Origin of the sequence: Parvibaculum sp., from assembly GCF_045863935.1 — a bacterium.
In the GTDB taxonomy this organism is placed as follows: domain Bacteria; phylum Pseudomonadota; class Alphaproteobacteria; order Parvibaculales; family Parvibaculaceae; genus Parvibaculum.
Genome location: NZ_BTVP01000069.1, coordinates 1 through 7570, shown reverse-complemented (window position 1 = coordinate 7570; position 7570 = coordinate 1). Strand labels below are relative to the sequence as shown.

6 protein-coding genes are annotated in these 7570 nt (G+C 65.1%); 1 reads left to right on the top strand and 5 read right to left on the bottom strand.

Features of this window, described 5'->3' with window-relative positions; translation table 11 throughout:
* Positions 1-105 precede the first annotated feature (105 nt).
* From ACKUUH_RS16840 to ACKUUH_RS16830, 3 genes are read right to left on the bottom strand one after another with little or no spacing between them, the layout of a single operon-like run.
* Positions 106-1434: an O-antigen ligase family protein gene (locus ACKUUH_RS16840; protein ID WP_407951047.1), complete on the bottom strand. Its 1329-nt coding sequence runs from the start codon at positions 1432-1434 to the stop codon at positions 106-108.
* Positions 1435-1437: 3 nt separating this feature from the next.
* Positions 1438-2613: a glycosyltransferase family 4 protein gene (locus tag ACKUUH_RS16835; RefSeq protein WP_407951046.1), complete on the bottom strand. Its 1176-nt coding sequence runs from the start codon at positions 2611-2613 to the stop codon at positions 1438-1440.
* A 44-nt stretch (positions 2614-2657) separates the two neighbouring features.
* Positions 2658-3218: a polysaccharide biosynthesis/export family protein gene (locus tag ACKUUH_RS16830; protein WP_407951045.1), complete on the bottom strand. Its 561-nt coding sequence runs from the start codon at positions 3216-3218 to the stop codon at positions 2658-2660.
* A 262-nt stretch (positions 3219-3480) separates the two neighbouring features.
* Here ACKUUH_RS16830 and ACKUUH_RS16825 point away from each other — a divergent pair, with 262 nt between their 5' ends.
* Positions 3481-5697 (top strand): GumC family protein, encoded by a 2217-nt coding sequence (locus tag ACKUUH_RS16825; protein WP_407951044.1) that lies wholly within the window; start codon positions 3481-3483, stop codon positions 5695-5697.
* Here ACKUUH_RS16825 and ACKUUH_RS16820 read toward each other — a convergent pair.
* Together ACKUUH_RS16820 and ACKUUH_RS16815 are read right to left on the bottom strand one after the other, a co-directional pair.
* A complete protein-coding gene (locus tag ACKUUH_RS16820) occupies positions 5694-6602 on the bottom strand; it encodes a cupin-like domain-containing protein (RefSeq protein ID WP_407951043.1) in 909 nt (302 codons plus the stop codon). The two genes, ACKUUH_RS16825 and ACKUUH_RS16820, sit on opposite strands and share 4 nt — an antisense overlap.
* Positions 6586-7570 (bottom strand): GNAT family N-acetyltransferase (locus tag ACKUUH_RS16815; protein ID WP_407951042.1); only part of this gene is annotated, 985 nt, incomplete at its 5' end. The genes ACKUUH_RS16815 and ACKUUH_RS16820, both read right to left, overlap by 17 nt.

The window sequence follows — 7570 nt, the reverse complement described above, 5'->3', positions numbered from 1 at the left end:
GACGCAGCGGACTGCAAATCCGTATACCCCGGTTCGATTCCGGGCGTGGCCTCCAATCACCTCATGCGAATGAAGAGCAGGCAACCCGCCCTTGCGGGCCCGGGCTCACGCCTGGAAGCCTGATACCGGCGCCGAACCGATTCCCTGCCGGACCCGGGACGCGGCCCGAAGGACCGGCCGCCGGACCCCTCCCCGCTCCTCGACGGCCAGAAGCACCCCCCAGAGCGTCCCGACAATGAGATAGAAGTGGCGCCAGTTGTCGATGTCGATGATGGCGGCCTCGGCGATGTGGCCCGCGAAGGCCGCATAGACAACGATGAGGAGGCCCTGCTCCGGACTGTCCCGGCCGATCGCCCGCCAGCCCCGCACAAGCGTGACGAGCAGCAGCGCGATGAAGGCGAGCCCGGAGAGGAAGCCGCCCGCGACGAGGATGTTCAGATAGACGTTATGCGTGTCGAGCCGGTTGATCATCGCCCATTGCGCCGGGCCGAGACCGAGCGGCTTTTCGAGCGCCATCGCAAAGGCGCGGGCCTGGCTTTCGAAACGGCCATGCTCCGGGTCGGTGTCGTAGCTCTGGACGAGAGAGGCGCGCTCCTCGAAAAGCGCCGCCACTTTCGGACTCGACAAGGCGAAGCCGACCACGCCCACCATGACGACGACCGCCAGCGCGCCGAAGCCGATGAGCCGCATCGTCTGCAGATAGGATTTCGAGGTCGCGAGCGTCAGCACGAAGAAGATGAGCCCCGAGAGCAGAAGGTTGCCCCATGCGCCGCGCGAAAAGCTGAGCAGCAGCGCCAGCACGAGAAGCCCGAAGGGAAACGCAATCCAGAGCGAACGCAGCGACTGCGCCGTGCTGAGCCGCCAGCCGAGAAAAAGGATGGGGGCGACAAGGAACGGGCCGAAGACGTTCGGATCGTTGAAGGTGCCGCGGGCACGGCCATATTCGGTGAAGATTTCCGCACCGGGAAAGAGCTCGAAGTAACCGGCGATGCCAAGAGTGGCAGCGAGCGTTGCCGCGGCCGTGTAGGCCCAGAAGATCTGCGTGAGGCGCCGGACCGGATCGGCATAGATCCACGATGCGAAGAAGAGGAAGGTGCCGACGAGATAGATCGTCGTCATCATCGCCGGCTGCACACGCTCCATATAGAGCGCATCCATGGCGCCGATGCCGTATCCCGCGACGACAAGGCCCCAGAGTGCCGCCGCCCAACCGAGGCGGCGCGGGAAGCGCAAGCCGAAAAGGAAGGTGAGCGCGACGGTCGCGGCCATCAGGAGGTCATAGGGAGAGGGACTGTCCTGCGTCCGGTCCGAGCGGACATAGAAGCTCGTGAGGATAACGAGAATGACGAGCCACTCGCCGAGATGGATTGCGAACGGCCGGCGAGGTTCGCCACCGCGCGCCCGGCTGCCTGCTTCTATCTGCCAGCCGTCCATCGTTCAGTGTTCCGCGCCGGTGAGACCCGGATGGGCGGCGCCACCTGCCCTGCCCGCAAGCGCCGCATCCCTTCCCGCTTCGCGCGTGTCGAGAAGACGGGCGTAGAAACCGTCCACGGCATCGACCATGCGGGCAACGGAGAAGAACTCCTGGACACGGCCATGAAGCCTTTCGGCGTCGGCCGCGATCCCGGCCGGATCGGAAAGCGCGCGCATCATCGCCGACGCCAGTGCCGCTGCATCCCCCGCCGGCACGAGGCGCGCGGCGAGAGGTCCGAAAATTTCAGGTACGCCGCCGACCTTGGTCGCGATAAGCGGCAACCCCGCCGCCGCCGCTTCGAGCGCGACATAGGGGAGCGACTCGTTCCACGACGGCATGACGGCGACACGGCCAAGGGCGAACGCCTCGTGTGCGGGCATCGCGCCCAGAAACTCGAAGCGGGCGAGGCCCTTCGTCTCCACCGCCATCCGCTCGAACTGCGCCCGGTCCGGACCGGCACCGACGATCCGGATGCGGACCGGCCTTTCCAGACGCGAGGCGGCCTCAATGAGCGTCGAAACGCCTTTCAGCATCCGCAGCTCACCGATGAAGAGAAAATCCGCCGCATCTTCGGCGGGAACAACGGGCTCGAACTCGGCCTCTGAAAGGCCGTTGTGAATGACGGTCGTCGGCGCGGCCGGCTTGCCGACCTTCGCGCGATAGGCATTGCGGCTGAACTCGGATTCGAAGATGAGGCCGCCGGTGCGCTGGCGCATCAGCCGCTCCGCCCCAAGATAGACCAGGCCCTCGAGGCTCCAGAGGCCGTAATGCAGCGAGCCGCCATGCGGCGTGTAGACGCGGATGGCATCGGGTGCGCCGCCGGAGAGGCGCGCGAGCATGCCGCCCTTTGCGCCATGACCATGCACGATGTCGGGCTTCAGCCAGCGCAGGAGTTGCGTGACCTCGCGAATGTTGGCGATGTCGCCGAAACCGGGCAGGCGCGACATGGGAACGAGATGAAGGCCAAGGCCGCATTGAGCCCCAAGTTTTGCGAGGGCAGCGGCGGCGCGCTCGTCCTGCGGCTCGGCACAGACGACACCGACGGCGATGCCAGCTTCCTGCTGTCCGGCGACGAGGTCGCGCACATGACGGAAAAGGCCGCCCATCGGCAGCCGCATGACATGGACGACCTTCCGCACGCCCCGGCTCCGGCCGTCTGGGCTGCTATGTGCGGCGGCGGCCATCAGAAATAGCGCTCCCGGACAAGAATGGTGTCGCCCGGCAGGACAGGCTCGTTGCTGTCGACGCCGATCTCGACGATGCGGTCGCCGCGATTGCGCGTGATCCTCACGCGGTCCTCGTCGGCCCGATAGGTGAAGCCGCCGGCAATGGCGACCGCGCTCTGCACGGTCATGCCGTTGACGTATGGATACTGACCGGCGCGCTGCACCTCGCCGAGGATGAAGAAGGGCCGGAATTCGGTGACCTGTACGCTCACATTCGGGTTGCGCAGCAGCGTGCGCCCAAGCTCGGCGGCAACGACGTCCTCGAATTCATCCGTGGTGAGACCTCGTGCAGGGATCGGCGGCATGAGCGGCATCGAAACCGTACCCGTGCTGTCTACCGCGAATTCGCCGCTGAGATCCGGCTGGCCGAAGACGACGACGCGCAGCCTGTCGCCGGTATCGAGGACATAGACGTCGTTCTCCGTCGAGACCGGGCGCTCGGCAATGATGCCCCGCTCCGCGCAGCCAGTGGCCGCAGCGAACATCGCCATCAGGACAAGGGCAAGACGGAGCTTCATGAAGGGGGCCTCTGTGGCGGTTTCAGCGCTGCCCGAGAGTACCGCCGGAAGGGTTAATTTTTTCGCAACCCCGGGCTGCGACAGACCGTCCTGCCGCGCGGAAACGCGGGCAAAATCCGAACCGGCCACCGGCTTTCAAGGTTTCCCGTTAAGGCTTCCGTTACCTAAAAGCCGTCTACTGCCGGTTGATCCTGGACGTGGTGTCCCGGCGCGGCAGCGCCAGCGGTTCGGACCCACGGCGGACAGTTGTTGAGCGGAACGCATGACCGATATCCATACGAACTCCGTAGTCACCTTTGGCGACCGCCGCCGCGCCGCGCCGAACGAGAGCGCGGTGGGCGACATTTCGCCATGGGAAGTGCTGCGTGGCGTATGGGCGCGCAAGGAAATCATTCTCTGCGCCTTTGCAGGCTTCATGGCCATCGCGATCCTCTGGCTCGCCACCGCCACGCCGACCTATACGGTCGAGGCACGGGTGATGCTCGCGCCGCGCGCGGGCGAGATTTCGACCTTCGATAACGAAAACTCGCCGCTGCTGCCAGATGCGCAGACCGTCCAGACGGAAATCCAGTTGCTGACGTCCCGGCCGCTCGTCGCGCGCCTCATCACCGATCTCGGGCTGGCCGGCAACCCCGAATTCAATCCGGCGCTCCGCTCGCCCGGTCTGCTCGGCCGTATCGCCATCGCGCTGGGTGTACGTCATCACAACTCCTCGACCGACATCGAGGACATCACCAACGTGGTGCTTTCCCGTCTTGAGGTCTATCAGAAGACCGGATCGCGCGTCATCGCGATCGTCTTTACCTCCGCCGACCCCCGCATGGCGGCGATTGTTCCGAACCGGCTTGCGGAACTCTACATCGCCCAGCAGGTCGAACAGCGGACAGGCATCAACAGCGAAGCGACGAAGTGGCTCGCCGAACAGATCGAGGAACTGCGCGGCAAGGTGCAGCAGTCGGAAGCGGCGGTGGAAGCCTTCCGCACGAAGTCCGGCCTGTTCCTCACGAACGGTTCGACCGTGCCCCAGCAGCAGCTGACCGAACTCAATACCCAGCTCTCGACAGCGGAAGCAGACCGCGCCGCCACACAGGCTAAGCTCGGCAATGCGCGCGAGCTACTCGCCTCCGGTAATGCCGTGAACTCGGCCGCCGAAGTGCTGCAATCGCCGCTCATCCAGAACCTTCGCCAGCAGGAAGTCGCCCTTCGCGCCCAGATCGCGCAGCTATCCGAGACGCTGCTGCCGACGCATCCGCGCCTCCAGGAATCGCAGGCGAACCTGGCCGATCTCGAATTGCAGATCGAGAAGGAAGTCCGCAAGATCATCGAGGCGCTGGAAAACGAGGCGCGCGTCGCCAATGCGCGCGTGAACTCGCTCCGCGCGAGCCTGACGCGGCTGCAGCGCCGCATGGGGCAGCTCAACCAGGACGAGGTGCAGTTGCGCGCCTTGCAGCGCGACGCCGACACGAACCGGGCGCTTCTCGAATCCTTCCTGCTGCGTTACCAGCAAGCGAACGCCCGCGCCGAGGCGGACGCCCAGGCGGCGAATGCGCGCATCGTCTCGCGCGCGCAGCAGCCGACCGAGCCCACTTTCCCGCGCATGTCCTCCGCGCTCACCTTCGCCACGGTCGCCGGCATCATCTTCGCCTTTCTCGTCACCTTCCTGATCGAGGTCTTCGCCCGCGGGTTCCGTACCGGCGAACAGGCCGAGCGCGCGACCGGCATGCCGTTCCTCGGGCTCGTGCCCGAAGCAGAAACGCGCCGTGGCAAAACCGCCCCAGCCGACGATGTTCTCCGCGATCCGTCCGGCCCCTATTCGGAATCCATCCGTGCGCTCCAGGGCCATGTGCTTCTCGCGCGCGTGGGCGACCGCCGCGCCCGCACCGTGCTCGTGACCTCGGCAACAGAGGGCGAAGGCAAGACGGAGACCGCCGCAAGTCTCGCACGTATCTTTGCGCTTGGCGGATATCGCACCATCATTGTCGACGCCGATTTGCGCGCGGCTTCGATGCATGAAGCGTTGAACATCGCAAGGCGGCCCGGCCTTGCCGACCTCCTCATGAGCCGCGCCGCCTTCCAGCATGTGATCCGGAAGGATTCCGCAAGCCCCGCTCATGTGTTGCAGGCGGGAACGCCTCTCGCCAATCCCACGGCAGCGCTCGCTTCCTCGCAAATGCTCTGGGTGCTGAATGCACTCCAGCAGACCTACGACTATGTGATCATCGATTCACCCGCCGTGCTGGCTGCCGCCGATGCGCAGGTGCTGGCGAAGTTCGCCGATGTCACGGTGCTCGTGGTGAGATGGTCCTCGACCAGCCGCCGCATGGTCGCTCGCGCACTTAAAGTGCTCTCGGCGGCAAGCAGCCGCCGCGTCGGCATCCTGCTGACGAGGGTGAACCTGCGCCGCTATCGCCGCTACGGCGACGAGGCGTTGCAGGAATATCCCGCGCACCTCGTCCACCCGAGAGCGGCGGCGCGCTAGCCCGCGATCGCCGGCGTCTTCCGCCCGAAGAAGAGCGCAATCGCCTTCTGCCGGTCGCCGACGAAGCGCCTCGCGCCGTCATAGGTCGGGCGCAGAACGTCATAGGCCGCGACCTTCGCCTTGTCCCACAGGGGATGGACGCCCGCGTCCGCCTGCGGGAAGCCGAGCCTGCGCAAACCGGCATTCACGTAGGAAAGCTTGACCAGGTGCCGCGTCTCCGCCGTGTGCCAGGTGATGGAGAAGGAGACGGAGACCTCGTTTCCGTTCTGCACCCAGTGCGGCGCGAAAATCGGTACGAAGAGTCCCTCGCCCGGCCCGATATGCTGCTGCGCCGCGCGAGATTCGAAGTCCTCGCGATAAACGAGATTCCGGTGCTTTCCTGGAAAGAGTTCCATGTCTTCCGCGCTGGCAACAGAACGGTCGAGATGATCGAAAAGCGACATGCGCTTCTGCCCGCGAATCTGGAGCAGGAAGTTCAGTTCCGGATCCATGTGAAACGGCGTCACATTGCCGGGCGAAGTTACGAAGATGAAAGCCTGGCGCATCGTCGCCCCGCCCATCATCCCGTCCGTCTGTTCGGCGACCTGATCGAGACAGGCGTCGAGCAGTTCCTTGTATTCAGGATCGGCCTCGACATTTTTCAGCACCATCCAGGACTTCGCCTCCTCGATCCGGCGGACGGTTTCCTCGGGCGAAAGGCCGTTGGACGGCGTCAGTGAAGGGTCCTGGTTGGGGGCAACCGGTCCGTTGAACTCGACCTGATCCGCGGGCAAGGTTGCGGCAAGCCGAGCGAGGCGATCGAGCGTGAAGAACGGATGTCCGTCGAGGCGGTGCGCCACGCGGAAGGTCGCGCGCGGCATGGCGTCCGAAACGGTCCCCTCGGCAATTTCAATGAGCTTGTTCATTTCCATCTCCTTGCAGACGGTCATAGAGAACGCGAAGTTTCTTGCGTGCGGCCGCTTCACCGCGCTTTGCAAGCGCGATCCAGCCTGCCAGCGGTACGCTGAAAGAATGCGGCGTGGTCACGAGCATGCTGCTCATGGTGCGGCGCTCGGCCCAGATATGGTCGATCATCGGATGACCGGGCACGGCGCAGGAATCGACCCAGTCGACCTTGTCATCGCGGAGAAACGCACCTATCGCCTTCAGCATCAGCAGCGTGCCGGGCGAATAGCGCGAATAGCGCTCGTCGAAGGCGATCTTGAAGGTGAAGACGCCACGACCGGAGCGGAAGCTCGTCAGCATGGCAACCGGATTGCCGTCGAGGGTGAGCTCCGTGCAGTGAAGCGTCCCCGCCTCACGCGCGCCCCGGCATATCTCCTCGAACCAAAGGCGCTCGTTCGGCCGCATCTTCATCGCGGTGCCGCGCTTGCCCTTCCAGCCGCGCGCCTCGAGCGTGAGAAAGCGGTCAACCCATGCACCAACGTCCGAACCGCCGTCGTGAACAGCGAATTCAAGCCGGCCTTCCTCGGCGAGACGGTTCCAGAGGCGATTGAATTCCTTGCGCTTCTTCTTGCGGATATGGGCCGCAAGATAGGCTTCTTCATCGAGCGCCGAGCGGAGGAAGGCGCGCTCGTGACGATCAGTTTCGCGGTAGAGAATGCCGTCGGCCGCCATGACGTCGCGGAGCGCCTTGTCGAAGGCTCCACCCGCCTCGAACATCGGAAATTCGACGAGGGCCGCGCCCTGAGCCGCCGCGAAGGCAAGAAAGCGGCGGACGGCCTGCTGCTCATAGCCCGCGCGAACGAGCGGCGTCGAAATGAAGCTGTGGATATGTTGCCAGACATGCCAGATCGCGAAGGGCGCGCCGTAGGACCCGCGCGAGGCAAAATAGGGCACAAGGCCGATCATAAGACGGCGGCCGGAACCGTCG

What these genes read in the sequence shown, in the direction of transcription:
- ACKUUH_RS16820 (WP_407951043.1), bottom strand. Translation starts at nt 6,602, where the DNA reads ATGAACAAGCTCATTGAAATTGCCGAGGGGACCGTTTCGGACGCCATG.
- ACKUUH_RS16825 (WP_407951044.1), top strand. Translation starts at nt 3,481, where the DNA reads ATGACCGATATCCATACGAACTCCGTAGTCACCTTTGGCGACCGCCGC.
- ACKUUH_RS16830 (WP_407951045.1), bottom strand. Translation starts at nt 3,218, where the DNA reads ATGAAGCTCCGTCTTGCCCTTGTCCTGATGGCGATGTTCGCTGCGGCC.
- ACKUUH_RS16840 (WP_407951047.1), bottom strand. Translation starts at nt 1,434, where the DNA reads ATGGACGGCTGGCAGATAGAAGCAGGCAGCCGGGCGCGCGGTGGCGAA.